Source organism: Janthinobacterium sp. 13, from assembly GCF_002749695.1.
Classification (GTDB): Bacteria; Pseudomonadota; Gammaproteobacteria; order Burkholderiales; family Burkholderiaceae_D; genus Janthinobacterium; species Janthinobacterium kumbetense.
Genome location: NZ_PEEQ01000001.1, coordinates 3,918,534 through 3,943,173, shown reverse-complemented (window position 1 = coordinate 3,943,173; position 24,640 = coordinate 3,918,534). Strand labels below are relative to the sequence as shown.

Genomic DNA, 24,640 nt, shown 5'->3' with positions numbered 1-24,640 from the left:
TGCCCCGCCGCATCACTGCGAGCGGGGCATTTTTTTGCCGGCGGTTCAACTGGCCGGCTTGAATTCCCACTGCCGCCATGCCGCCCGCACGGCATTCGGGTACTCGGCCCGTCCCCGGCTGCCGTTGTAGCGCCCCAGCGCCAGGTACAAATCGCCCTTTTCCATATCCAGGTACATGCGCAGGATCGCGCAGCCATAGCGTAGATTCGTCTGCATGTGGAACAGCTTGCTGCGGTCGCTGTCGCCGATGACGCCCGTCCAGAACGGCATCACCTGCATGTAGCCGCGCGCGCCGGCCAGCGAGACGGCATATTTGCGGTAGGCCGACTCCACCTGGATCAAGCCCAGCACCAGGGCCGGTTCCAGGCCCGCGCGGCGCGCTTCATACCAGACCGTTTCCAGGAATTCCGTGCGCAGCTGCGCATCCGGCAGCTTGCGCTGCAGGCGCGACGACATCTGCGCCAGCCATTGCTGGTAGCGCTGCAAGTCGGCGGGAGTGGCAAATTTGGGCTGCGGCGGGCGTTCGTCGCGGATCGCGTGCGACAGCGCCAGGCGGACGGAGTCGGCCAGCGCCTCCTCCTTCTGGTTGCCGGCCTGCGCCGGAGAGACGCAGGCCAGGCAGGCGGCCAGCGCGAGCGCGCCAGCCGTCTTGCTTACGGATATGCGCTTCACTGCGCCATTTTGCCCTGGATGAAGGCGACGATCTCGTCCGGCGCCACGCCGGTCGCTTCCGCATCGCAGCGGCCCTGGTACTCCAGCTTGCCTTCTTTCAGGCCGCGCTCGCCGATGACGATGCGGTGCGGCACGCCAATCAGTTCCCAGTCAGCAAACATGGCGCCAGGGCGCAAGCCGCGGTCGTCGACGATGACATCGACGCCAGCGCCTTGCAGGGCCGCGTACAGCTTCTCCGTCTCTTCCTTGACCAGTTCGCTGCGGTCCATGCCCATCGGGCACAGCACGACCTCGAATGGCGCGATGGAGGCAGGCCAGATGATGCCCTTGTCGTCGAAGTTCTGTTCGATGGCGGCGCCCAGGATGCGCGTCACGCCGATGCCGTAGCACCCCATCTGCAGCGGCGCAGGCTTGCCGTTTTCGTCGAGGAAGGTGGCTTTCATGCTTTCCGAGTACGCCGTACCCAGCTGGAACACGTGGCCCACTTCGATGCCGCGCTCGATGGCGAGCGTGCCCTGGCCGTCCGGCGAAGCGTCGCCGGCGACGACATTGCGCAAATCGGCCACGATGGCAGGCTCGGCCACGTCGCGGCCCCAGTTCGCGCCCGTGTAGTGGAAGCCGGCGTCATTCGCGCCGCAAACGAAGTCGCTCATGTGGGCAACCGTGCGGTCCGCCACCACGGTGACGGGCGCTTGCGTGCCGATCGGGCCCAGGTAGCCAGGAATGGTGCCGTAGACTTCCAGGATTTCCGCTTCCGTCGAGAAACGGTGACCGGCCAGGCCGGCAACCTTGCCCACCTTGATGTCATTCAATTCATGGTCGCCGCGCAGCAGCAGCATGAAATGCTGTTTCGTGACTTTTTCATCCTTGCCAACGGTTTCCACCGTCAGGGCGATGGTTTTCACGGTCTGCGACAGGGCTATGCCCAGCAGGGCAGCCACGGTTTCGCACTTGACGGTGTCCGGCGTGGCCGTTTTCGTCAGCGCCTGGCTTGCTGCCGGACGCTCGCCCGCTGGCGGCAGCGCTTCGGCCGCTTCCATGTTGGCCGCGTAATCGGAGGTCGGGCAGTACACGAGCGCGTCTTCCCCCGTGTGGGCGATGACGTGGAACTCATGCGAACCGGAACCGCCGATGGCGCCGTTGTCGGCTGCCACGGCGCGGAATTGCAGGCCGAAACGCGTGAAGATGCGCGTGTAGGCGTCAAACATGACCTTGTACGACGCTTGCATGCCGGCCAGGTCGCGGTCGAACGAGTAGGCGTCCTTCATGGTGAATTCGCGGCCGCGCATCAGGCCGAAGCGTGGGCGGCGCTCGTCGCGGAACTTCGTCTGGATGTGATAAAAGTTCAATGGCAACTGGCGGTAGGACTTGATTTCCGTGCGCACGACGTCCGTGATGACTTCTTCCGATGTCGGCTGGATCGCGTATTCGCGGCCGTGGCGGTCTTTCACGCGCATCAGTTCGTCGCCCATCTTGGTCCAGCGGCCCGTCTCTTGCCACAGTTCGGCCGGCTGCACGAGCGGCATCAGCAGTTCGATACCGGCGGCTTTGTTCATCTCGTCACGGATGATGGCTTCCACCTTGCGGATCACGCGCAAGCCCATCGGCATGTAGGTATAGATGCCGGAACCGAGGCGTTTGATCATGCCTGCACGCATCATCAATTGGTGGCTGACGATTTCCGCGTCAGAAGGTGCATCTTTAAGTGTGGAAATAAAAAAACGGGAGGCGCGCATAACGGTGAATTCTTTTTAAAAAGAGAGGGTTATAATCAACCTAATTTTAAAGGATTAGCTGGCTGATGCGTCCATACTTTACACAAATGCGCTCAATTGGTGCGATTCCGGCGCTTTTCGCACCCCGAAAAGGTCACCGGCTTGCGAAGTTGTGGGTAATTATGTAAAAAAGGATGCACTGTCGCAGAAAGTTTGAGGTGCATTATGCTCGACCGTGAAGGGTTTCGGCCCAACGTCGGCATCATCCTGCTAAACGCCCAGAACGAGGTGTGGTGGGGCAAGCGGGTGCGCGAGCACTCATGGCAGTTTCCGCAAGGCGGTATCAAATATGGCGAAACACCGGAACAAGCCATGTTTCGCGAACTTGAAGAGGAAATCGGACTCAGACAGGAACACGTCAAAATTGTCGGCCGCACCCGCGACTGGCTGCGCTATGAAGTGCCAGACCACTTCATCAAGCGCGAGATTCGCGGCCATTACCGTGGCCAGAAGCAGATTTGGTTTCTGCTGAGAATGTGCGCGCGCGATAACGACGTCAATCTGCGCCTGACCGACCATCCGGAGTTCGACGCCTGGCGCTGGCATGAATACTGGGTCCCGCTCGATGTCGTCATTGAATTTAAACGCGATGTCTACCAGCGCGCCTTGCAGGAGCTGTCCCGCTTCCTGACCTGGCCCGTGCATGGCAACGCACAGCAAGCGCACCGCCACACGTCGCGCTACCTGCGCCAGCCCCATGCGCCACGGGCACAGGATGGGGCGGCACTGGCCAAGCCTTGCGACGGCATTGCCGCCGAAGGGTGTACGCCGGAGCTGATCTTGCCGGGCAAGGGATAGTCCACCGCAATGAACGCACTCTCCCACGCAAAAGGGGCAGCCTGAACAGGCTGCCCCTTTTTTCATTCCGGCAGGAAACTCCCCTGCCGGCAAGGCTGACTTAGTTTGCTGCCGGCGCTGGCGCAGCGGCTGGCACGTCGAGCGTGATCGCCTTCAAGCCCAGGATGTTGCTGCTGTAGTGGCGGATCTTGTTGGCCAGGGCTGGGTCATTGTTCAGCTTTTGACCGTACGACGGCACCATTTCCACCATCTTCGCTTGCCATTCCGGCGTTGCCAGGCGGCTCTTGAACGCCGTTTGCAGCACCTTGATCATGATCGGCGGCGCGGTCGAGGCGCCTGGCGAGGCACCCAGCAGGGCGACGATGCTGCCATCGGCGGCGCCGACGACTTCCGTGCCGAACTGCAGCAAGCCACCTTTTACGGGGTCATCCTTGACGATTTGCACGCGCTGGCCCGCGTTTTGCAAGGTCCAGTCTTCCATCTTGGCATTCGGCAGGTACTCGCGCAAAGTCTTCAGGCGGTCTTCCGGCGTGTTCATGACCTGTTCGACCAGGTATTTCGTCAGCGGAATATTGTCGTAACCGGCTTGCAGCATGGGTTTCACATTGCCAGTGCCGATCGAGGCAGGCAAGTCGATCCACGAACCGTTTTTCAGGAACTTGGTCGAGAAGGTGGCAAACGGGCCAAACAACAAGGCTTTCTTGCCGTCGATGATGCGCGTGTCCAGGTGCGGCACGGACATCGGCGGCGAACCGACGGACGCCTTGCCGTAGACCTTGGCCGCATGCGCCGCCACCAGTTCCGGATTGGTGGTGACCAGCCATTGGCCGCCCACCGGCACGCCGCCGTAGCCCTTGGCTTCCGGAATGCCCGATTTTTCCAGCAGCGGCAGCGAACCGCCGCCGGCGCCGATGAAGACGAACTTGGCGCGCATGGTCTTTTCCTTGCCGGCGTTCAAGTCTTTCACCGTCACGTTCCATACGCCATCGGCGCCGCGCTGGATGTTTTCCACCTGGTGGCGCAGGTGCAGGACCATGCCGTGGCTGTCCGTCAGGTACTTGACCAGGCCGCGCGTGAGGTTGCCGAAATTGACGTCGGTACCGATTTCCATGCGCGTCGCGGCCACTTTCTGGCCCTTGTCGCGGCCTTGCATGACCAGCGGCGCCCATTGCTCGATCTGCGCCTGGTCTTCCGAGAACAGCATGCCCTTGAACAGGTTTTCCTTTTGCAGCGCGGCGTAGCGCTTCTTCAAAAAGGCAATATTGTCGTCACCCCACACAAAGGCCATGTGCGGAACGTTATTGATGAAGGTTTGCGGCGCACCCAGGTGCTTGTTGGCAACCTGATAAGCCCAGAATTGCTTGGAAATTTCGAATTGCTCGTTGATGGCAACGGCTTTCTTGGTCTCGATGCTGCCATCGGCCGCTTCCGGCGTGTAGTTCAGTTCGGCAAACGCCGAGTGGCCCGTGCCTGCGTTGTTCATCGCATCCGAGCTTTCGGCGGCCACGGAATCGAGGCGCTCGACCATTTCCATCGTCAGCGACGGATCGAGTTCCTTGAGCATGCTGCCCAGGGTGGCGCTCATGGTGCCGGCGCCGATCAGCAGCACGTCGACCGGTTTTTCGGACGAGGCCGGAGGGGTCTTGTCACATGCCGCCAGGATCAGGCACGACATCAAAAGTAATAGCGATTTACGCATACGTAACTCCGTTTATGAATACTGAAGGATGATTCTTGCGCGCCACCGTGGCGGCACCATCGCCGTATTGAATGAAAAACAGCCAGCCAGCCGGAACGCCAGGGCGGCCGGACAGGTCAACGTCGATGGTGATAGGCATGCTGCCGCGCTCAGGGATATCCCAAGAGCATGATCTGGTGGCAAAGGTGCGGGCAATGGACAGCGCGGACCTCGTTGTCGGCTGAAAAACCGGCAATGAAATCGCCGTCATGTCCAGTGCAAATATCAAGAGCGGCGATTTTATCACCGTTATTTGGCGCCGCCGGGCCGTGGCGGTAGTGGATAATACTTACTGCAGGGTATTAAATGACGGTGACTGTCGGCTCATGCATGCGGCCGCCAGACGGCAAAAAGGGCATCCTCGATGCCCTTTATTTATGTACGCGGTACAATGCCGGCTGCCCTTTAGCCATAGTCCTTCAGCCATGTTCAACCCCTCTTCCGACGACGTGCGCCGTTTCTTTTGCGAAACATTGCGCAAGCACCGCGCCCATGAAATCCTCACGCCGATGGAAGCCATTGCGCTCGACTGGATCCTCGAACACCCCGAGTATGAAAACGAGCTCTCCGACGTCGAAGCGGCGCTGGCGCGCGACTATTCCGTCGAAGGGGGACAAGCCAATCCTTTCCTGCACCTGTCCATGCATCTGTCGATCACGGAGCAGGTGCAGGTGGACCAGCCGCGCGGCATCCGCCCGGCCGTCCAGCAGCTCACCCAGCGCCTCGATTCGGCCCATGCCGCCCAGCACGAAGTGATGGAATGCCTGGGGCAGATGATCTGGGCATCGCAGCGCTCGGGCTTGCCGCCGGACACGGACGCCTATATCGACTGCGTCCGCCGCCGGTAGGAACACCTGTCAAAACCTGCTGCGCGTCGCGCTTTGCGGCCTGCGATGCTCACCGTACTAGTGTACGGTTGCGCTTCGTAGCCACAAATCGCTGCCGCTCGCTACGGTTTTGCCAGGTGTTGTGCCAGTACTACCTCACATCGGTTTTACTGCCTCCTTCATACGCTGAGGCAAGGCCTGTGTCGGCCCTCTTCCCAGCAATCCCAGCACCACCTGCAACGCCATGGCGATGGCGCCGACGATGAAGACCACGTCGCCAAAGGTGCGTATCCAGCGCAGATTCTGCAACAGCGGCTGCTGCATGAACGCTTCGCTGCGCGCATACCACAGGCCTTCCGTCACGCTGGCGTGGAACTGGATGATGCCAATCGGTAGCAAGCTGGTAAAGATCATCAGCACCAGGCCCGCGTTCAAGCCCCAGAACGCCGTCTTCATCAACGCAGGGCTGAAACGGTAGTCGGGCCGCAGATAGCGCAGCACCAGCAAGGTAAAGCCCAGCGCCAGGAAGCCGTACACGCCGAACAGCGCCGCATGCGCATGCACGGGGGTCGTGTTCAAGCCCTGGATGTAGTACAGCGCGACGGGCGGATTGATCATGAAGCCCAGCACGCCCGCACCCAGCATGTTCCAGAAGGCGACGGCGACAAAGCACATCATGGGCCAACGCAGGTTTTCCATCCATGGCGCGCGCTCCTTCAGGCGCCAGTTTTCCCACGCTTCATGCCCCAGCACGATCAGCGGCACCACTTCCAGCGCGCTGAAGCTCGCGCCGATGGCCATCACGGGCGTGGTGGTGCCGGCGAAGTACAGGTGGTGGAAGGTGCCGGGTATGCCTCCCAGCATGAACAGCGAGGCCGACGCCAGGCTGGCCGTCGTGGCCATGCGCACCGACACCAGGCCCAGGGTCGAGAAGACGAAGGCCAGCGCCGTGGTGGCGAACACTTCAAAGAAGCCTTCCACCCACAGGTGCACCACCCACCAGCGCCAGTATTCCATCACCGACAGGTGCGTGCGTTCGCCGTAGAACAGGCCGGCGCCATAGAACAGGCCGATGGCGCCCACGGATGCGGTCAGGAGCGCCAGCAGGTTCTTGTCGCCGCCCTTCTGGCACAGGGCCGGTATGACGCCGCGCAACATCAGCACCAGCCACAGCAGGATTCCGACGAATTTGCCGATCTGCCACAAGCGCCCCAGGTCCACATATTCATACCCCTGGTGGCCGAGCCAGAAATTCCACTCGGGCGGCATCACTTGCGCGATGGCCAGGTAATTGCCGATAAACGAACCGACGACGACCAGCACCAGGGCCCAGAACAGCACGTCGACGCCCAGGCGCTGCCACCTGGGGTCCTTGCCGCCATTGATCAAGGGAGCCAGGAACAGGCCGGCGGCCAGGAAGCCCGTGGCGATCCAGAACAGCGCGGCCTGGATATGCCAGGTGCGCGTGAGCGCATACGGGAACCAGCGCGACACGTCGATGCCGTAGAACTGCTGCCCTTCCACCGTGTAATGCGCCGTAAAGCCTCCGATGAAGACCTGGAAGATGAACAGGGCCACCACCAGGAACAGGTATTTTCCCAGTCCCCGCTGCGAAGGCGTCAGCGCGAAAGTGGTGAGCGGATCGCGCGGACCGGCCGCCGGCAGCGCTTCGTCGTGGTCGCGCAGGAAGGCCCAGCCCCAGACGAGGAAGCCCACGCCGGCCAGCAGCACCACCACGCTGGCGACCGACCAGACGAGGTTTTCGCCGCTGGGCTGGTTGCCGATCAGAGGTTCATGCGGCCAGTTGTTCGTATAGGTCACTTTCTGGCCCGGACGCTCGGTGGCGGCGGCCCACGCCGTCCAGAAGAAGAACTGCGTCATCTGCGCGCGCCGCTCGGCGCTGGGCAAGGTGTTTTCCTTCATGGCGAAATGCTCGCGGCTGGCGTGCAGCGCAGGCGCGTCGGAGAACAACTGGTCGTAGTAGTGCGCCGTGCTGGCGATGGCTTGCACGCGGCGCGGCGACAGGCGCAGCACCTGCGCCTCAACGACCCGGTTGGCGCGGTATTCCAGCTTGAGCGCTTCGCGCAGCGCCGCCTGCGCGGGGCCGTCGAGCGCCGCGTAGGCCTTGCCATGCTGCTCTTGCGCGGCCAGCTCCAGCCAGGCCGTCAGTTCGCGGTGCAGCCAGTCGGCCGTCCAGTCGGGCGCCTGGTAGGCGCCGTGGCCCCAGATGGAGCCCAGTTGCATGCCGCCGACGGATTGCCAGGCCGTCTGGCCGTCGAGGATGCCCTCGCGGTCGAACAGTTGCCGGCCATCCTGCGCCAGCACTTGCGCGGGGATGGGCGGCGCCTGCCGGTAGACTTCCGTGCCGTAGTAGCCGAGTAGCGAAAACGTCACGATCAGTACACCGATCAGGGTGAACCAGAGTTTTTTGTACGGACCCATGGGTCATTCCTTTGTCAGTGCACCACGGCCGGCGCAAAGCGCTCGAACAGGATATTGTTTTCAGTATGGATGTGCGCCATCAGGTCTGCACGGAAGGTGCGCAAGCCCGTGTACAGCGCGCGCCAGGTGGTGCAGGCGCCGCCAGGTGCGGTGATATCGTTCGTCATTGCCTCCATCGCGCGCAAGGCCACGCCATGGTCGTCGTGTTCCATGCGCATGACGTTGATGGGCGCACCGGCCCGCGGGCCCTGGCCGCGCACGATCATCGGGAACAACACGTCTTCTTCCTTGCGCATATGGCTTTCCAGCTCCTGCGCCATGGCCGACAGGTGTTCCGCCAGCCCGTGCGGACAGTCGGCGCGGTCGCCATGCACCTGCTCGACCTTGCGTGCCAGGCGTATCAGTTCGGGCAGCTGCTCGCGGTGCACGGCGTGGTAGCGCGCCAGCAGGTGTTCCACCAGCTCGGTGGCCGAGGCTTCCTGCCAGTCACGCTCGCCGCTGGCGTCAATCCGTCCTGCCAGCAGCCGCAATTCCTCGACGATGGGCGCCGCATCCACGCCGGCCGCTTCGGCTGCCGCGCGCAGGGTCTTGTTGCCGCCGCAGCAGAAATCCAGGCGGTGCGCATCGAACAGGCGCGTGGCGCCGGGGATGCGGCGGGCCAGCTGGCCCAGGGATAGGTCGATCATTTCCATAACAGTTCCTTGAGGATGAATAGGTGGATTTATTGCACCGCGCCCGCGTGGTAGACGCCGGGTACGGGTTCGCCAGTTACTTCCAGCACGCCCACGGCGCCCTTGCCTGCGCGCGACAGCGCATGGTCGACCAGCAGGTAGCTGCCCGGATGCTGTACCTTGAGTTCTACGATGGTCGCGCCGCCCGGCGCCACGAGCGTGGTTTGCACGTCGTGTTTCGGGCTGCTGATCGAGCCTTCGCTGTACACCGTGTCGAAGATCTCGCCGATGACGTGGAACGACGAAATCTTGTTCGGGCCGCCGACGCCGAAATAGATGCGCACCGTCTCGCCGACTTTCGCCTGCAGTTTGTGCGTCTTGCTCAGGGCGCCCACTTCGCCGTTGAAGACGTAGTAGTCGGGCAGTTCATTGGCCATTTTTTCCAGGTTCGGTTCCTGGTGCACGGGCGCGCCGTGCGGACGGCCCGTGTACATCTCGCCCTGCATCACGTAATACTCGCGGTCCACCTTCGACAGGCCGCCTTCCGGTTCGACGAGGATCATGCCGTACATGCCGGCCGCGATATGCTGCGGCACCAGGGGGGTGGCGCAGTGGTAGACGAACAGGCCCGGATTGAGCGCCTTGAAGGTGACCGTCTTTTCCTGTCCCGGCGCCACCTGCGTGTGCTGTCCGCCGCCATGGCCGCCTGTCACGGCGTGCAGGTCGATCGAGTGGATCATCTTGCTGTCCTTCGCATTGAACAGGGTCAGTTCGACCGTGTCGCCCACCTTCGCGCGCAGCATCGGACCGGGTACCTGCCGGTTGAAAGTCCAATACGTAAAACTGGTGCCGTCATCGAGCTTGCCCGGCAGCTCCACCGTCTCCATGCGGTATTTCAGGGTTTGCGGCGCACGCGCGCCGATGGCGGCCGGCACGGAGGCCGGATTGGCCGCCACGCTGACGGCCGATGGATCGGGACCGCGCATCGGCGATGGCGCGGGCGTGTACAGGGCCAGCGCGGCGGCCTGGCTCGATTCGCTGGCAGCGCTGCCGGCGCCGGCAGCCTTCGGCGCGCCCGCTTCGGCCAGCGAAGTGCCAGTCACTTCCAGCTTGCCTTCCATGCCGATCTGGCGGTGGCCGGGAATCGAGCAGTAATAGGTGAACGTGCCGGCGCGCGTGACCTTGAAGCGTACGGTGGTGCTGCCGCTATTGGCGCTGAATTTGCTTGAAGCCACGTTCAGCTCGGGGATCAGCAGGTCGTGCTCGGCGCCTTCGCCGCTTTTCAGCACGAGTTCGACCGTTTCCCCCACCTTGGCCGCCAGCACGGGGTTGACCTGGCCCTTGGCGTCGATGAATACCATCTTGCCGTCGACGATATTGGTTTGCAGTTCATAGCGCTTGACCGCGGCGGTGGCAGGTTTGGCGGCAGTGGCGGCAGCGCTGGCAGGCAGGCTCGCCTGGGCCTGCACGGACAGGGGCATGGCCAGGACACAGACGGCGGCGGCAATGGCGCGGAGGGAGGGAGTCGTTTTCATCAAGCTTTCCTTGGTCTTGTATGCCGGTTTGGCACTCATACCTAGGCAAACCGTGTGCCAGGAAAAACTTGTTTTAAATCAATGATTTGAAAAACACAGGGTCGTAATGACCCTTGTTTACCGTGGTTCGTTGTACCCTGCATGGTACTTATGACCACCACTGCCATCCACCTGCTGCTGCTCACCGACCTGGTCGCCGACCTGCCCGTGGCAGTGCGCCTGCAGCGCCTGGTCGGCAGCCTGCGCGCACACTTCGGCTGCGAAGCCGTGGCCTTGCTCAAGCTCGATGGCGAGCACTTGCGCCCCGTGGCGATGGCCGGCCTGGCCAGCGACGCGCTGGGGCGTCGCTTCGCCGTCGCCGACCATCCGCGCCTGGCCGCCATCCTGCAACGGCGCGGCGTGCTGTGCTTCCATCACGACAGCTCCCTGCCCGATCCCTACGATGGCTTGATCGCCGAGCGGGCCGGCGAGCCGCTGCCCGTGCACGACTGCATGGGCATGGCACTGGACCTGGAAGGCGAACGCTGGGGCGTGATCACGCTCGACGCCCTGCAGGTAGGCACCTTCAATGGACAGGCGCAGCGCGACCTGGGTGAACTGGCTTGCGCCATCGAGGCGGCCGTGCGCGTGACCCGCCTGGAAACGGAAATCCGCGCCCTGCGCCTGTCGGGCGGCGCCATGCTGGCCGATGCGCAAGCGCAGCGCGAGGAACACGATTTCGTCGGCCAGAGCAGCGCCATCACGCACTTGCTGCACGAATTGCAAGTGGTCGCCGATTCCGAACTGCCCGTGCTGCTGCTGGGAGAGACGGGCGTCGGCAAGGAATTGTGCGCGCACCGCCTGCACCGCCTGTCGCGCCGCGCAGGCAAGCCCTTGATCCACGTCAATTGCGCGGCCTTGCCCGAGTCCCTGGCCGAAAGCGAATTGTTCGGCCATGTACGCGGCGCGTTTTCCGGCGCCGTCAGCGACCGGCCCGGGCGTTTCGAGGCGGCCGAAGGGGGTACCCTGTTTCTCGATGAAGTGGGGGAATTGCCGCTGTCGATACAGGCCAAGCTGCTGCGCACCTTGCAAAATGGCGAAATCCAGCGCCTGGGTGCGGACCGGCCGCGCCGCGTCAACGTGCGCGTGATCGCCGCCACCAACCGCAGCCTGCGCGAGCATGTGCGCGATGGCTCGTTCCGCGCCGACCTGTATCACCGCTTGTCCGTGTATCCCGTGCCGATTCCGCCGCTGCGCGAACGGGGCAATGACGTGCTGCTGCTGGCCGGTGGTTTTCTTGAGCTCAACCGCGCGCGCCTGGGCTTGCGCAGCCTGCGCCTGTCCGCCGCGGCGGAAAATGCCCTGTGCCACTACCGCTGGCCGGGCAATGTGCGCGAACTGGAACATGTAGTCAGCCGGGCCGCGCTGAAAGCCGTGATCCGCGGCGCGGACCGCAAGGACATCGTGACCCTGGAAACGGATATGCTCGACCTCGATGCGCTGGAGGCGCCGGCCGGCACGGACGCGCAACTGCCTGCGCCGGCCGCGTGCGGAGCGCCGGCGGCACCGCTGCTGTCCATGCATCAGATCGTCGAAGCGAGCCAGCGCCAGGCCATCCGGCAAGCGCTGGTGCTACATCAGGATAACTGGGCCGCTGCCGCGCGCCAGCTGGGGCTGGACGCCAGCAATCTGCACAAGCTGGCGCGCCGGGTCGGCTTGAAAGCCTGAGCCCGGCTAAAACTCAGCGGTGAATGACCAGGGTGGTCGGCAGACTGTGCAGGTAGGCGGCCAGGTCCTTGATGTCCTGGTTGCTCAGCGGTTTCACCTGGCCCGTCATGATGGCGTTGTTGCGGCCATTGGCCTTGTCGCCCCGCTTATACGCCGTCAAGGCGTGTTCCAGGTAATCCTTGTGCTGACCCGCCAATTTCGGATAGGACGGGTCGATGGGCGAACCGTAATCCTTGCCGTGGCAGGTGGCGCAGCTGTATTTTTCGGCCAGGGCCTTGCCCGTATTGATATTGCCGGCGGCGCTGGCGCCGAACGAGACGGTGGCGCAAACGAGGGCGGCGAGTAGTGTTTTCATCATCTGGCTGGTCCTCAGTTCGGCTTGGCTTGTTGCGCATAATACGCGGCGACATCGGCGATATCCTGGTCCGACAGACTGCTGGCGATGCCCTTCATGCTCGGGTGCTTGCGATCGCCCTTCTTGTAGGCTTGCAGCGCATTCTCGATATATTTTGCCGGCTGGCCGCCGATCATCGGCACCTGGAACACTTCGGGAAAGGTTGCCTTGTAACCGGGGATGCCATGGCAGCCGATACACATTTCCACCTTGGCAGTCGCTGCCTTGGCGTTTCCTACAATGTCAGCCGCTGTGACGGCATTTGCTATGCCGGCAAGCACGAGAAGTGCAAATATTTTTTTCATAGTGGCAATGTGAACAAAGGTAATCGGAGAAACGCCAGAGCTGGTTTTTATTGATTTTATGTGTTGACAATTAAGGTTGACAATTAATCTGCTGCTTGCCGATTCTAGCCAAGATATTCTTGCAAGTCCACCTATAAAACCCGCATTGTAGGCAGGCAGGCACAGGCCGTCCGCGTGGCAGTGCGCCACAGTTCTGTTTATACTCACCATTTCCCTACTTTGGCAGACCGCTCATGCAAGCACAGCACACCCAGCAAGGCCAACGCTTCGAAGGTTCCGACAGCTATGTCGCCACCGCCGACCTGAAACTGGCCGTGAATGCGGCGCTGACCCTGCAACGCCCGCTACTGATCAAGGGCGAACCGGGCACGGGCAAGACCATGCTGGCAGAGGAAGTGGCCGCCGCGCTGAACATGCCGCTGATGCAATGGCATATCAAATCGACCACCAAGGCGCAGCAGGGCCTGTACGAATACGACGCCGTCTCGCGCCTGCGCGACTCGCAGCTGGGCGACGAGCGCGTGCGCGACATCCAGAACTACATCGTCAAGGGCGTGCTGTGGCAGGCGTTCACGGCGCCCGAACCGGTGGTGCTCTTGATCGATGAAATCGACAAGGCCGACATCGAATTCCCGAACGACTTGCTGCGCGAACTGGACCGCATGGAATTCTATGTCTACGAAACGCGCGAAATGGTCACGGCGCGCCATCGCCCGCTCGTCATCATCACCTCAAACAACGAAAAGGAATTGCCGGACGCCTTCTTGCGCCGCTGCTTCTTCCATTACATCAAATTCCCGGACAAGGACACGATGGAGCAGATCGTCGCCGTCCACTACCCGCACCTGAAACAGGAATTGCTGGCGCAAGCGCTGCAAACCTTCTATGAAGTGCGCGACGTGCCGGGCCTGAAGAAAAAGCCGTCGACGTCGGAATTCCTCGACTGGCTCAAGCTCCTGCTGGCCGAGGACATCCCCTTTGACGCGCTGCGCAGCAAGGACAACAAGGCCGTCGTGCCGCCGCTGCACGGCGCGCTGCTGAAAAACGAGCAGGACGTGCACCTGTTCGAGCGCCTGATGTTCATGTCGCGCACCAACCGCTAAGGAGCGCCGGTGAACGACATCAGCCCGGACAAGGTCTTCGTCCCCCTGGAACTGCACGGCATCCGCCTCGAAGCGCTGGTGCCGCACCACGCGCCCGGCTTGCGCGCGGCGGCCATGGATGGCGAACTGTGGAACCTGCGCGTCACCTCCGTGCCCGAGCCGGACCAGGTGGACCAGTACATTTTCAAGGGCATCGAGATGCGCCCTTCGCGCTTCGCCTTTGCCGTCATCGACGCGGCCAGCGGCGAGGTGCTCGGCACCACCAGCTACCACGACGTGGTGCCAGCCATCGGGCGCCTGGAAATCGGCTACACCTGGTATGCGAAGCGCTGCCAGCGCAGCCACGTCAACACCACCTGCAAATTGCTGCTGCTGGCGCACGCCTTCGACACGCTGGGCTGCGCGCTGGTGGGCCTGCGCACCGACAATTTCAACCATGCCTCGCAGGCGGCCATAGAACGCCTGGGCGCGAAAAAGGATGGCGTGCTGCGCCACCATGCGCTGCGCCGCGACGGCACCGTGCGCGACACGGTCATGTACAGCATCACGCGCGGCGAATGGCCGGAAATCGCCGCCCATCTGCGCTACAAGCTGGCGCAGCGCCCGATCACCGCACTGCCTCGCGCAGGCGACGCCGGGACAGAGGAAGCGCCATGCTGATCGATTTCTTCTTCACGCTCAAGGATGCGAAGATTCCCGTCTCGATCAAGGAATTTTTGACCTTGCTCGAGGCGCTGCAAAAGAACGTCATCGACGCCTCGATGGACGATTTTTACTATCTGGCGCGCCTGACCCTGGTCAAGGACGAAGCCCATTTCGACAAGTTCGACCGCGCGTTTGCCCAGTACTTCAAGGGCGTCAACGCGGCCTTCGACACGAATGCGGCCATTCCCCTCGACTGGCTGCTCAAGCGCATGCAGCGCGAGCTGTCCGAGGAGCAGAAGGCGCAGCTGGAGAAATTCGGCTACGACAAGCTGATGGACCGCCTGAACGAGCTGCTGAAGGAGCAGAAAGAACGCCACGAGGGCGGCAGCAAATGGATCGGCACGGGCGGCACGTCGCCGTTCGGCAACGGCGGTACGAACCCGGAAGGCATCCGCATCGGCGGCAAGGGCGGCAACCGCACGGCAGTGAAAGTGTGGGAAGCGCGCAGCTACAAGGATTACGACGGCGAGCGCGAACTGGGCACGCGCAACATCAAGGTGGCCTTGCGCCGCCTGCGCAAGTTCGCGCGCGAAGGCGCGGAAGATGAACTGGCGCTCGACGCCACCATCGCCGCCACAGCCAATAACGCCGGCTATCTCGACATCAGGATGCGGCCCGAGCGCAAGAACCGCATCAAGGTGCTGATGTTGCTCGACGTGGGTGGCAGCATGGACGACCATATCGAGCGCACCGAGGAACTGTTCTCGGCGGCGAAGACGGAATTCAAGAACATGGAGTTCTTTTACTTCCACAACTGCGTCTACGACTACCTGTGGAAGAACAACCGGCGCCGCAACGCCGAGCGTTTTCCCACCTGGGACGTGCTGCGCAAGTACCCGCCCGACACCAAGCTGATTTTCGTCGGCGACGCCACCATGAGCCCCTATGAAATCCTGCAGCCGGGCGGCAGCGTCGAATACAACAACGAGGAAGCGGGATCGACGTGGCTGGCCCGCTTTACCCAGGCGTTCCCGAAATTCATCTGGCTCAATCCCGAATCGGAGGGGTTGTGGCAGTACCGCCAGTCGATCGGCGTGATGCGGCAATTGATGAACAACCGCATGTTCCCCCTGTCGATCGACGGCCTGGAACGGGGCATGCGTCTGCTCAGTAAATAAAAGCACGCAACAAAAAGTCCATGGCGGCAGGGGGCCGCCATGCCGTACACTGCGACACGGCACTACCGTGCGGAGCCTCTCCGCTGCGGGCGGGTACCATACGCTGATACCAGCCCTGCCCAACCTGCTGCATCCTGTGCGCGGCCGCCATGGCCGCGACACTGTTCGATTGCGCACATCGTGCGCGCCTTCTGCTCCGGTAGAATCGGCGCATCGCTCTGCGCAAACCATGCACCATCGCTGCACCACGACATTGCCGCGCCAGCCCCCGTGCTGCCGGCCGGTGCAAGCGCCATTTTCAAAGGAATGAGCATGCAAAGTCTGATCTCGATCGCCGCCGACCTGTCCTGGCCGTTCGCCATCACCCTGGCCTGGGTGGTGGGCGAATTCGGCCACCGCTGGACTGGCCTGCCGCGCATCAGTTTTTACGGCGTGATCGGTTTCGTCCTCGCCCAAACGCAGGTAGGCATCCTGCCGCAGACGGACGCCGGCCCCATGCTGGTGCTGGCCGACGTGGCCTTCGGCCTGATCCTGTTCGAGGTGGGCTACCGCATCAACCTGCGCTGGCTGAAGAACAATCCGTGGATCGCCGTCACGGGCCTGGTCGAATCCTTGCTGACCTTTGCCGTCGTCTACTTCATCGGCATCGAATTCGGTTCCACCTCGATGACGGCGCTGCTGCTGGCGTCCCTGGCCATGTCCACCTCGCCGGCCACCATCATGCGCGTCATCAACGAGGAGCGCAGTTCGGGCCAGGTCACGGAACGCATCGTCCACCTCACCGCTCTCAATTGCGTGCTGGCCGTCTTCACGTTCAACATCATCGTCGGCTTCTGGATGTTCCAGAGTTCCACCGACCTGATCGAAGCGAGCAGCAGCAGCGCCGCCGTGCTGGCCGCCTCGGTGGCCGCCGGTACCGTCTTCGGCATCGTCGTGCCGGCCATGCTGCGCCGCCTGGGCAATATGGCGCAGGATGCCACCGTGGCCTTCGCGCTGTCGGTGATGCTGCTCGTCGCCCTCACCTACACCACCAGCCTGTCGCCGCTGCTGGCCACCCTCACCTTCGGCCTGGTGGCGCGCCACCGCCGTGTCGCCTTCAGCCAGGCGCAGCGCAATTTCGGCGCGCTGGGCGAGCTGCTGACGGTGCTGCTGTTCGTGTATGCCGCCTCGACCCTGGAATGGGCCAGCGTGGCTGCCGGCGCGGGCCTGGCCCTGGCCGTCGTCGGCGGGCGATTGCTGACGAAAGTCGTCGGCGTGGCCGCGTTCTCGCATGTCAGCGGCATTTCCTGGCGCAAGGGCGTGCTGACGGGCGTGGCGCTGACGCCCGTCTCCGTCTTCATCATCCTGCTGCTGGAACACGCGCGCCAGCACGGCGTGAATTTCGGCGACGAATTGAACGCCCTGGCCGCCATCACCCTGGGCCTGGAACTGGTCGGCCCCGTGCTGGTGCAGCGCGTGCTGATGCTGGCCAAAGAAACCCACGAAATCAAGGAGCGCTAAATGCCGCTGGAACCCTTTGGCCAATCGGCCGCGCTGACCTTCGGCGTCGAACTCGAACTGCAACTGGTGAACCTGTCGGACTATGACTTGACGGCCGCCAGCCCCGACCTGCTGCATCTGCTGAACAAGAAGCCGTTCCCCGGCAACGTCACGCCGGAAATCACCGAGAGCATGATCGAGATCAACTCGAGCGTGCACACGCATCACGGCCCCCTGCTGGAGCAGCTGCAGGAAATCCGCGACACCTTGATCACGGCCGGCGACAAGCTCAATATCGGCATCGCGGGCGGCGGCACGCACCCGTTCCAGCAATGGTCGTCGCAAAAGATCTTTTCCAAGCCCCGCTTCCAGGAGATTTCGGAACTGTACGGCTACCTGGCCAAGCAATTCACCATCTTCGGCCAGCACGTGCACATCGGCTGCGCCTCGGGCGACGACGCCATGTTCCTGCTGCATTCGCTGAACCGCTACATCCCCCACTTCATCGCCCTGTCGGCGTCCTCGCCCTACGTGCAGGGACGCGACACCCTGTTCGATTCGGCCCGCCTCAATTCCGTGTTCGCGTTTCCCATGAGCGGGCGCGCGCCGTTTACCCTGAGCTGGGACCAGTTCTCCAACGAGTATTTCGCCAAGATGGAGAACACGGGCATCATCAAGAGCATGAAGGATTTTTACTGGGATATCCGTCCCAAGCCGGAATTCGGCACCATCGAACTGCGCGTATGCGACACGCCGCTGACGGTGGAACGGGCCGCCGCGCTGGCCGCCTACCTGCAAGCGCTGTGCCGTTACCTGCTCGAACGCCGCGAAACGCCGCCGGTGGAAGACGATTACCTCGTATATAACTACAACCGCTTCCAGGCTTGCCGCTTCGGCCTCGATGGCGCCATCACGCATCCGAAAACCTACGAAACGATGTCGCTGCGCGAAGACATCATGACCACCCTGCGCAAGATGGAACCGCACGCCGAGGCGCTGGGCAGCACGCCAGCCCTGAAACACCTGTCGGACGTGGCCAAGCAATGGAGCGACGCGCAATACCTGCGCAAGCAGCACAGCTTGCAGGGCAGTGCCGAGGGCATGGTCGATTCGGCGATCCGATGTTTTCGCGGTGAACCGATGAACTATTGACGCTGTCCGGTCCAGCCAACGTCGCGTCCATGGGGTCTGACCCGCCGGGTCAGACCCCAGCATTCAACAACGTCAAACCCAAAAAACCACACCCCATCTCCCCCATCGTTTACAGCCGCCGCCACCGCTTGTTACAATAAGTGAGAATGATTCTTATTATTGTTTAAAAACACCAGCCCACCCGGGCCGGCCATGCAAGGGGAATGCGATGCCGCTGGCAGAGCCGCTACAACGCCAGGACATCGCGACACTGTATGCCGAGCACCACGGCTGGCTGCAAGGCTGGCTGCGCAAGAAGCTGGGCAGCACGGCGTGCGCGGCCGACGTGGCGCACGATACCTTCATGCGCCTGCTCGACCGCGAAGACGCCGTCGCCGCGCGCGAGCCGCGTGCCTTTCTCGCCACCGTCGCGCAGCGCGTGCTGTTCAACCATTACCGCCGTCAGAAACTCGAACAGGCTTACCTCGACGTACTGGCGCAACTACCGCCCCGGCATGCGCCATCGCCCGAGGAACGGGCACTGCTGCTGGCAACCGTGTTTGAACTGGACCGCATGCTCGACGGCTTGCCGCCTCCCGTGAAACGGGCTTTCTTACTACGCCAGCTCGACGAGCTGCCGCAGGAAGACATCGCGCGCCAGCTCGGCATCTCGCTGGCCACGGTGAAACGCCACCTGCAGCGGGCCGGCAGCGCCACGCAGGCGTGGCAGCAATTGCAAACGCAGCATGAACACCTGCCGCCCGCCATGCACGCCACCCTGCTGCGCGCCTGCGTGCAAGCGAATGCGCCGCGCCGCCATGCCGTCAAGACCCTGGCCCTGCTGCTGGCCTGCGGTGCCTCGCTGTATGCGTTTGAGCGCCGCAGCCCATGGCGCGGCTGGATGGCCGATTACCGCACGGCAGTCAACCAGCGCCGCGTGGTGACACTGGACGATGGCACCCAGCTCACGCTCAACACCAGCAGCGCCGTGAACATCGCTTACGACGGCGAGCGGCGCAGCATCGAACTGCTGGCCGGCGAAATCTTCATCGCCACCGGCAAGGATGCGGCGCACCGGCCCTTCTTCGTCGGCACGCCGCACGGCAGCCTGCAGGCGCTGGGCACGCGTTTCACAGTGCGCCTGCACGAGCAATACGCCAGCGCCGGCGTACTCGAAGGGACCGTCGCCATGCTGACCGGCGACGGCGCACAGCGCCTGCTGCTGCATCCAGGCGAAAGCGCCCATTTCGACACCGACGGCCATCATCGCCAGGCGCTGGCGCCCTATGGCGGCGCCTGGCTCGATGGCATGCTGGTGGCGCGCGACATGCGCCTGGCCGATTTCCTCGCCGAGCTGTCGCGCTACAGCGACCATCCGCTGGCCTGCGCGCCCGCCGTCGCCAGCCTGCGCGTGTCCGGTTCCTACCCGCTGGCCGATGTCAGCGCCATCCTCGACGCCGTCAGCACCAGCCTGCAACTGCGGCGCAATACCGTCACGCGCTTCTGGGGCCATCAAGTCGTCAGGATCGAACTGGCGGCCCGCTGAAAAATATTTTCTGCAAAGTGAGCTGTTCTAGCGTGCTCGCGTGACTTGGAAGATAGGCAGTCTCCATCTTGCGCATCCACGAAAGGTTTTATTCCATGCACCACGCTTCGCGTTCCCTCCTTACCCGCACCGTCCTGGCCTGCGCCCTGTCTCAAATCGGCATGGCCCTGGCCCTGCCAGCGCTGGCCCAAGCACAAAGCCAGCAAGTGCGCGTCTACAGCATTCCCGCCGGCGCGCTGGGCGATGTGCTGACGCGCTTCGGCAGCGACAGCGCCATTTTATTGTCGTTCTCCAGCGACGCCACGCAAGGCTTGCGCAGCGCCGGCCTGCAAGGCAGCTATGGCGTGCACGATGGTTTCCGCGTGCTGCTGGCCGGCAGCGGCCTGCAAGCCGTGCCGCAGGCGAATGGCGGCTACCTGCTGCAAAAGATCCCCGCCGGCGCGGATACTGCCTCGGTGGATAGCCGCGGCGTGGCCGTCATGGGCGGCGTCACCGTGGTGGCGGCCGCCGAGCGCAGCGCCGCCACCAGCGGCACGGACAGCTATACGGGCGGCCCCGCCAGCGGCGCCACGGGACTGGCGTTGACGCAACGCGAAACGCCGCAGTCGCTGACCATCGTCACGCGCCAGCAGATGGATGACCAGAACAGCAATGCCGTTTCCGACGTCATGAAAAACGTCAATGGCGTGAGCGTGCAAAACTACGACAGCGACCGCTGGAGCTTCCAGGCGCGTGGCTTTGCCGTCACCAATTTCCAGTACGACGGCGTGTCGGCCATCTATGACGGCGTCTACGACTGGGGCACGACCAATAGCGACATGGCTATCTATGACCGCATCGAAGTGCTGAAAGGCGCGACGGGCCTGATGAGCGGTTCGGGCGACCCGTCGGCCACCGTCAACATGGTGCGCAAGCGCCCCACCGCCCACTTTGAGGGTTCGGCGACCCTGGGCGCGGGATCGTGGGACAACTACCGCGGCGAAGCCGATGTCTCCGGCCCGCTCAATGCCAGCCGCACGGTGCGCGGCCGCCTGGTGGGCGCCTACCAGGACAAGCACTCCTACCTCGACCGCTACACGCAGCAGAAATCCGTCGCCTACGGCATCATCGAGGCGGACCTGACGCCCGTCACCCTGCTGACGGCCGGCTTTACGCACCAGGATTACAAGCCGCGCGGGTCGACCTGGACCGGTTTCCCCGTCCTGCTGTCCGACGGCACGCGCACGGATTTCCCCACCTCGTGGAACCCGGCCACGGACTGGAGCCGCCGCGACATGCAGAACACCACCCTATTTACGTCGCTGGAACACAGCTTCGCCAACGCGTGGAAAGTGAAATTGAGCGCCAATCAGTTGCGCAGCAAGCATGACAGCGTGCTCGGTTCGGCCAGCGGCGGCAATCCCGACCCCGCCACGGGCGCAGGCGCGTTTTTCTTCATGGGTAAATACAAGGGCGACCGCCGCCAGACCACCGTCAACGTCGACGCCAGCGGCCCGTTTACCGCGTTTGGCCGCCAGCATGAAGCGATGATCGGTTATTCCAGTTCGACGGCGAAGCAGGATGGTCCCGTCTATGATTCGCTCTACCCGCCCGTCGAAGGCAGTTATTTCGACTGGCGCGGCCAGTACGCGGAACCGGCATTCAAACGCACGGGCAACGACAACGACAGCACGCGCCAGAGCGGCCTGTATGGCGCCGTGCGCCTGCATCCCGTCGATGCGCTGTCGGTAATTCTCGGCGCACGCGTGAGCGATTACAAGCAGGAGCAGGACCGCACTTTCTTCGACGCCGGCACCGCGCGCATCACCTCGCGCATCGAGGAAAACAAGGTCATCACGCCGTATGCGGGCGTCGTGTATGACCTCGACAAGACGTATTCCGTGTTCGGCAGCTACACGAGCATCTTCGCGCCGCAAAGCAGCCGCGACATCAACCGCAACTTCCTGTCGCCCGTGCGCGGCAAGGGTGTGGAAGCGGGTGTGAAGGCCGAATACCTCGACGGCAAGGTCAATGGCAGCGCGTCCCTGTTCCAGATCCGTCAAAGCAACGTGGCCAGCCCTGTGGGCGAAGTCAACGGTGAGATAATGTATAAAGCCATCGACGGCGTCACCAGTCGTGGCGTGGAAATGGAAGTGACGGGCGAAGTGGCCAAGGATGTGAGGCTGAGCGCCGGCTACACCTACACCCACGTGCGCGATGCGGATGGCAAGGATGTCTTTTCTACCATGTTGAAAACGACGCAGCCTGCCCACCTGGTGCGCGTGCAAGGCACGTGGCGCCTGCCGGCCAGCCTGGACAAGCTGACCGTCGGTGGCGGCATCAACTGGCAAAGCAGCTACGACGGCAATATCTGGAACCCCGCCATCGAGGACAATTCACGCATCAAGCAGGGCGGCTACGCGCTGCTCAACCTGATGGCGCGCTACGAGATCAGCAGGAACGTCACGGCCAGCGTCAACGTGAACAACCTGCTGGACAAGAAATACTTCACGGGCCTCGGCCTGTTCCAGACGGGCTTCTACGGCGAACCGCGCAATGTGATGTTCACCGTGCGCACGAAGTTTTAATCAGCTCCCATACAGCGCCAGCGCCCAGGCTGGCGGGTGCAATTCCAGCGCCAGCGGCAGGTAAGCGGGATCGAAGCGCGCCGCCAGCAGATACACATTGGCGGCGCCCTTCGGCTCCCAATTCCCCGTAAAGCCTTTTTCGCCGGCCGCCACGCGCTTGCGGTCGAAGGGCACGGCGCTCTTGGCGAACTCCTCGTGCGTCTTTCTCCCCTGCGCGTACGGCGCCAGCCAGGCCAGCGCCTCGGCCAGGCGCCGCGCTTCCGGCGCGCCATACCAGTCGTCGCCATGCGCCTGCGCCATCAGGGCGGTCGTCAGCAACGGCTCCAGGCTGTAGGTGGTGTAATGCAGGGCATCGCGCTGCTCGAAGTCGAAGGGTACGCCGCCGACGCCGATATTGCGCGGCACGTGCGCCAGGAAGCGTTCCTTCGCCCGCGCGATCAGCAAGGCGTCGCCCGTGACATACGCGGCGGCCGTGCCGATCTTGATGCGGTGGCTATGCCAGTTGTTGCGCGCCGTGGACGGGCCGCCCACCTTGATGGGGTCACTCAGATATCCGTGCGCCAGGGTGCGGCAAAACGCCTGCACCTGTTCGCGCTCGACGCCGTTCAAGCGTTCCTGCACCAGGTCAAAGCCTATCAGGAGGCTGGCCAGCTCCGTCTCGTCGACGGGACTGAACGACGGCTGGTAGGCGCCGCTCCAGGCCAGCAGCAGCTGGCGCGCCGCCTCGAAATGCGCCATCTCGCCCGATAATCTCCAGGCCAGCGCCTGCAGGCGCGCCTGGCGCCAGTCTTCCTGCGCCTGCTGGCTGGTCTCGCGTCCGCCTTCGCCCTTCAGCAAGCCGCCCGTGCGCACTTCTGCCATCAGGTGCACGGGGCGCGCCGCATCCTTGCGCGCCGCCTTGACCACCTGTTCCGCAATGGCCGGCGCCACTCGCGCCTTGAGCGTGCGGGCGCGCGCGGCGGACGTCAGCGCAAACGGCAGCGCGCCTTCATGCGGGCGCGGCGCCGCGCGCAAGCCAGCCAGGGGCAGCGCCAGCAGGCCGGCCAGCACAGCGCGCCGGCGCATCAGGTGCGTACTCAAAACCGCGTCTCCCGCGCCGCGCGCAAAAAGTTATCGAGGATGGGCGTGCAATCGAGCAGCTCGACGCCGCCCGCCGAATGGAATTCCGGGTGCCACTGCAAGCCCATGACGAAGCGCGCCCGCTGGTAGCGGATGGCTTCGACGATATTGTCCCCTTGCGAATACGCTTCCACCGTGATGTCGCGTCCCAGGTCCTTGACCGACTGATGGTGGATGGAATTGACGAGCGCCTCGCCCGTCTTCGGGAACAGCCCCGCCAGCGACGAGCCTTTCGGGAAGACGATGCTGTGGCGGTGGCGGTCATACAGGTCATTGACGTGCGAGGTGGCGCCTTCCACATCCGAGGCGATGTCCTGGTACAGCGTGCCGCCAAAGCCCACGTTGATGAGTTGGCAGCCGCGGCAGATGCCCAGCACGGGCTTGCCCGCATCGACGAATTCGTGCAGCAGTTCCAGTTCGTACAGGTCGCGCGCGCGGTCGCCGCTCCATTCGGGCCGCGTGGCCGCCTCCGAATACGTCTGCGGCGAGACGTCGGCGCCGCCCTGCAGCACCAGGCCGTCCAGGTGGCGCGCATAGTGGCGCAAGGTGATGTTACTCGGGTGTAGCTGGCCGCTGGTATTGACGGTCGGGATCATGAACACCAGCACGTCGCGCGACATCACCCACTGGGCGATCGACTCTTCCAGGTATTGCAGGTTCTTGCTGCGCAGGCCAGTGGCACCCGGTTCGGGGTGGAAAATGCGCGCCGAGATGCCGATGCGCAGGGTGCGCCGCATGAAATCGCGGCTGGCCTTGTCGCGCATGGAGCGGTAGCGCGACGAGATCACCCGCCAGGCCAGCGCCAGCGGCGTGTCGTTGTCCTTCAGATAGCGGGGTGCGGCATCGCGCGCGCGGTGCTCATCATCGGGCGCCCTGCCTACCCGGTCGGGCCGCGCCGAAGCTGGCGCCGCGGGATCGGTGGAAGGGGGAAGCTGGGGATCTTTTTCGTCTGACATGGCGGAGCTGACTGAAAGCGGAGACGTTTTCAATATAAACCCCTGCCCCGGA

General features: G+C 63.4%; 21 protein-coding genes and 1 pseudogene. 11 read left to right on the top strand and 11 right to left on the bottom strand.

From position 1 onward, the window contains the following. Window positions 1-45: 45 nt before the first annotated feature. Window positions 46-672 carry a lytic transglycosylase domain-containing protein gene (locus CLU94_RS17260; protein WP_099666507.1) on the bottom strand — a complete coding sequence of 209 codons (627 nt, stop codon included), beginning with the start codon at window positions 670-672 and terminating at the stop codon, window positions 46-48. Beyond that, window positions 669-2,408 carry a proline--tRNA ligase gene (locus CLU94_RS17255; RefSeq protein ID WP_099666506.1) on the bottom strand — a complete coding sequence of 580 codons (1,740 nt, stop codon included), beginning with the start codon at window positions 2,406-2,408 and terminating at the stop codon, window positions 669-671. The genes CLU94_RS17260 and CLU94_RS17255 overlap by 4 nt, the downstream gene beginning before the upstream one ends. A 204-nt stretch (window positions 2,409-2,612) precedes the next feature. Here CLU94_RS17255 and CLU94_RS17250 point away from each other — a divergent pair, with 204 nt between their 5' ends. After that, window positions 2,613-3,245 carry an RNA pyrophosphohydrolase gene (locus CLU94_RS17250; RefSeq protein WP_076566319.1) on the top strand — a complete coding sequence of 211 codons (633 nt, stop codon included), beginning with the start codon at window positions 2,613-2,615 and terminating at the stop codon, window positions 3,243-3,245. Window positions 3,246-3,345: 100 nt separating this feature from the next. Here the strand turns inward: CLU94_RS17250 and mqo are convergent, their stop codons facing one another. Both mqo and CLU94_RS28100 read right to left on the bottom strand, forming a co-directional pair. Further along, entirely contained in the window at window positions 3,346-4,944 is a 1,599-nt protein-coding gene (mqo, locus tag CLU94_RS17245; RefSeq protein ID WP_218965305.1) for a malate dehydrogenase (quinone), read from the bottom strand. Then, window positions 4,937-5,194: a hypothetical protein gene (locus CLU94_RS28100; RefSeq protein ID WP_143451458.1), complete on the bottom strand. Its 258-nt coding sequence runs from the start codon at window positions 5,192-5,194 to the stop codon at window positions 4,937-4,939. Before CLU94_RS28100 ends, mqo begins: the two co-directional genes overlap by 8 nt. Window positions 5,195-5,408: 214 nt before the next feature. On the opposite strand from CLU94_RS28100, the gene CLU94_RS17240 reads away from it, so the two are divergent. Further along, on the top strand, window positions 5,409-5,831 hold the full coding sequence (locus CLU94_RS17240) for a DUF1841 family protein (protein WP_034780276.1): 423 nt from the start codon (window positions 5,409-5,411) through the stop codon (window positions 5,829-5,831). 135 nt (window positions 5,832-5,966) lie between these two features. Here the strand turns inward: CLU94_RS17240 and CLU94_RS17235 are convergent, their stop codons facing one another. From CLU94_RS17235 to nirK, 3 genes are read right to left on the bottom strand one after another with little or no spacing between them, the layout of a single operon-like run. Next, complete coding sequence (locus CLU94_RS17235) at window positions 5,967-8,252, bottom strand: nitric-oxide reductase large subunit (protein ID WP_099666504.1); 2,286 nt, start codon at window positions 8,250-8,252, stop codon at window positions 5,967-5,969. Between the two features lie 14 nt (window positions 8,253-8,266). Next, window positions 8,267-8,944, bottom strand: coding sequence for an iron-sulfur cluster repair protein YtfE (ytfE, locus tag CLU94_RS17230; protein WP_099666503.1), 678 nt, complete (start codon window positions 8,942-8,944; stop codon window positions 8,267-8,269). 29 nt (window positions 8,945-8,973) lie between these two features. Further along, window positions 8,974-10,458 carry a copper-containing nitrite reductase gene (gene nirK, locus CLU94_RS17225; RefSeq protein WP_099668365.1) on the bottom strand — a complete coding sequence of 495 codons (1,485 nt, stop codon included), beginning with the start codon at window positions 10,456-10,458 and terminating at the stop codon, window positions 8,974-8,976. Between the two features lie 150 nt (window positions 10,459-10,608). Here nirK and norR point away from each other — a divergent pair, with 150 nt between their 5' ends. Continuing rightward, window positions 10,609-12,165: a nitric oxide reductase transcriptional regulator NorR gene (norR, locus tag CLU94_RS17220; RefSeq protein WP_099666502.1), complete on the top strand. Its 1,557-nt coding sequence runs from the start codon at window positions 10,609-10,611 to the stop codon at window positions 12,163-12,165. Window positions 12,166-12,178: 13 nt separating this feature from the next. Here the strand turns inward: norR and CLU94_RS17215 are convergent, their stop codons facing one another. Together CLU94_RS17215 and CLU94_RS17210 are read right to left on the bottom strand one after the other, a co-directional pair. After that, a complete protein-coding gene (locus tag CLU94_RS17215) occupies window positions 12,179-12,520 on the bottom strand; it encodes a c-type cytochrome (protein WP_071075485.1) in 342 nt (113 codons plus the stop codon). A gap of 14 nt (window positions 12,521-12,534) precedes the next feature. Next, on the bottom strand, window positions 12,535-12,864 hold the full coding sequence (locus tag CLU94_RS17210; RefSeq protein ID WP_092796428.1) for a c-type cytochrome: 330 nt from the start codon (window positions 12,862-12,864) through the stop codon (window positions 12,535-12,537). 233 nt (window positions 12,865-13,097) lie between these two features. Between CLU94_RS17210 and CLU94_RS17205 the strand changes: the two genes are divergently transcribed. The 8 genes and pseudogenes from CLU94_RS17205 (at window position 13,098) to CLU94_RS17175 (ending at window position 22,513) form a co-directional block, all read left to right on the top strand. Further along, on the top strand, window positions 13,098-13,967 hold the full coding sequence (locus CLU94_RS17205; protein ID WP_034780284.1) for an AAA family ATPase: 870 nt from the start codon (window positions 13,098-13,100) through the stop codon (window positions 13,965-13,967). 9 nt (window positions 13,968-13,976) lie between these two features. Beyond that, entirely contained in the window at window positions 13,977-14,627 is a 651-nt protein-coding gene (locus tag CLU94_RS17200) for a GNAT family N-acetyltransferase (protein ID WP_099666501.1), read from the top strand. Further along, window positions 14,621-15,790: a vWA domain-containing protein gene (locus tag CLU94_RS17195; RefSeq protein WP_070256030.1), complete on the top strand. Its 1,170-nt coding sequence runs from the start codon at window positions 14,621-14,623 to the stop codon at window positions 15,788-15,790. Before CLU94_RS17200 ends, CLU94_RS17195 begins: the two co-directional genes overlap by 7 nt. A gap of 312 nt (window positions 15,791-16,102) precedes the next feature. Next, window positions 16,103-17,290, top strand: coding sequence for a cation:proton antiporter (locus CLU94_RS17190; RefSeq protein WP_034780723.1), 1,188 nt, complete (start codon window positions 16,103-16,105; stop codon window positions 17,288-17,290). Further along, window positions 17,291-18,421 (top strand): YbdK family carboxylate-amine ligase, encoded by a 1,131-nt coding sequence (locus CLU94_RS17185; protein WP_034780287.1) that lies wholly within the window; start codon window positions 17,291-17,293, stop codon window positions 18,419-18,421. It begins immediately after the preceding gene. A gap of 208 nt (window positions 18,422-18,629) precedes the next feature. Beyond that, window positions 18,630-19,112: pseudogene (locus CLU94_RS28725) on the top strand (sigma-70 family RNA polymerase sigma factor); the annotation flags it as partial. A 54-nt stretch (window positions 19,113-19,166) separates the two neighbouring features. Continuing rightward, the gene (locus CLU94_RS28720; RefSeq protein WP_306558523.1) at window positions 19,167-19,946 is read left to right on the top strand and encodes a FecR family protein; all 780 of its coding nucleotides are present in this window, start codon (window positions 19,167-19,169) and stop codon (window positions 19,944-19,946) included. A 95-nt stretch (window positions 19,947-20,041) separates the two neighbouring features. Beyond that, a complete protein-coding gene (locus CLU94_RS17175) occupies window positions 20,042-22,513 on the top strand; it encodes a TonB-dependent siderophore receptor (RefSeq protein ID WP_099668364.1) in 2,472 nt (823 codons plus the stop codon). On the opposite strand, the gene CLU94_RS17170 is transcribed toward CLU94_RS17175, so the two are convergent. Further along, entirely contained in the window at window positions 22,514-23,593 is a 1,080-nt protein-coding gene (locus tag CLU94_RS17170; protein WP_143451456.1) for an alginate lyase family protein, read from the bottom strand. Continuing rightward, entirely contained in the window at window positions 23,590-24,588 is a 999-nt protein-coding gene (locus CLU94_RS17165) for a gamma-glutamyl-gamma-aminobutyrate hydrolase family protein (protein WP_099666498.1), read from the bottom strand. The genes CLU94_RS17170 and CLU94_RS17165 overlap by 4 nt, the downstream gene beginning before the upstream one ends. Window positions 24,589-24,640: the final 52 nt, after the last annotated feature.